1 protein-coding gene and 1 pseudogene are annotated in these 1,635 nt (G+C 67.8%); one reads left to right on the top strand and one right to left on the bottom strand.

The window, feature by feature from the left end:
* On the bottom strand, window positions 1-340 hold a 340-nt coding region (locus tag RB628_RS40510; protein WP_318325649.1), incomplete at its 3' end, for a transposase.
* Window positions 341-450: 110 nt separating this feature from the next.
* On the opposite strand from RB628_RS40510, the pseudogene RB628_RS40505 reads away from it, so the two are divergent.
* Window positions 451-1,341, top strand: a pseudogene (locus RB628_RS40505) (IS256 family transposase); the annotation flags it as partial.
* Window positions 1,342-1,635: the final 294 nt, after the last annotated feature.

Below are 1,635 nucleotides of genomic sequence, written 5' to 3'. Positions count from 1 at the left end.
GGAACTGGGACAGCACGGTGAAGTCGAAGCCGGTGTCGGTCAGCTCCAACCCGAGGGCGTAGGCCCACGAGAGCCGGTCACGCACCGCCTCAGCTGCCTGGCGGTCCGTCAGGTTCTCCGCCATCTGGAACACCGTCACCAACGCCAGCCGGCCCGGGGACCAGCCCGCCGGCCCCCTCGCACCGAAGGCCTGCGCGAACTCCTCGTCCGGGAACAGCTCCCCCAGCCGGTCGCGCACCGCCACCGGCAACGGCACCTGCCGCCCGTAGTTCCTCGCCCGCACCGCCCGCACCGCCCGCGCCACCACAGAATCCGGCTCCGGCCACGACCGCGGCTCCATCGACACGCCCACCCCACCCCAACGACCGGGGATCAGGAAAGAACCGGCCGCACCACCAACCCTGCCAGCACCGCCAAGCCGCTGTCAGCCCTCAACTACCAATGGGCAACAGGGTCGATGACCTGGTCAAAGCCCTCGGCGGGGACAGCGGCATCTCGAAGTCGGAGGTCTCGCGGATCTGCGCGGCGCTGGACGAGCCGCTGACCGCGTTCCGCACCCGCCCGCTGGATCACGTCCGCTTCCCCTACGTCTACCTGGACGCGACCTACTGCAAAGCGCGGGTGAACCATCAGATCGTCTCGAGGGCCGTGGTGGTCGCCACCGGCATCACCGAGGACGGAGGCCGCGAGGTCCTCGGGCTGATGGTGGGAGACAGCGAGAGCGAGGCGTTCTGGAAGGAGTTCCTGCGCTCGCTGCGTGAGCGCGGCCTGTCCGGTGTCCGCCTGGTCGTCACCGACCAGCACTCCGGACTGGTCGCCGCGGTCCGCAAGGTGATGCTGGGCGCCGCCTGGCAGCGGTGCAGGGTTCATTTCCTGCGCAATGTCTTCAGTGTGATCGACCGGGATTCCGGTGAAATGGTCGCCGCGACGATCCGCACGGTCTTCACCCAGCCCACCGCCGGCCTCGTGCGCACTCAGCTGGACACCGTCGCCGACATGCTCGGCGCCCAGTTCCCCAAGGTCAAAGCGATGCTGTTGGACGCGAAGGAGGATCTGACCGCGTTCGCGGACTTCCCGCCCAGGCACTGGAAGAAGATCCAGTCGACGAACCCGCTGGAGCGGGTGAACCGGGAGATCAAGCGCAGGATCGACGTCGTCCAGGTCTTTCCCAACGACGACGCGCTCATCCGGCTGGTCACCGCCGTGCTCTTCGAGATGCACGACGAATGGATTGCCTTCCCCCGCCGCTACCTTCCCGAAGGCAGCATGGGCGAGATCTACCGCGAACTCCCCGAAAGCGCCCCGGCGCTGCCCAACACTCCGAACACGCCCACCGGTTGATCCCCAACACCACGACGAGGGACACGACCCGCCCTCCTGCAGAATCGGCCATCGCCCGCTAGCGGTCGTCCCGCCGTAAGGACTCGGCGGTCAACGTTTCAGCAGGTCAGCGCCTGGGATGTCCCGGGATGAGGCCACTTCTGCGTCAACGGTGGCCGGACAGCACGCCGAAGCCGCAGTCTCGTTGCGGAGCCAGCCGGTGCGGTCGGTTCCGTTCATCGCACGTCAACGGAGGGAAAAACAGCATGCGAGCTCTCACGAAGGCACTCGTCAGTGCCACCGCCGCGGTCGGGA

The sequence above is a fragment of the Streptomyces sp. ADMS genome, from assembly GCF_033441795.1.
Lineage (GTDB): Bacteria > Actinomycetota > Actinomycetes > Streptomycetales > Streptomycetaceae > Streptomyces.
This window is presented reverse-complemented; position numbering and strand designations above follow the sequence as displayed.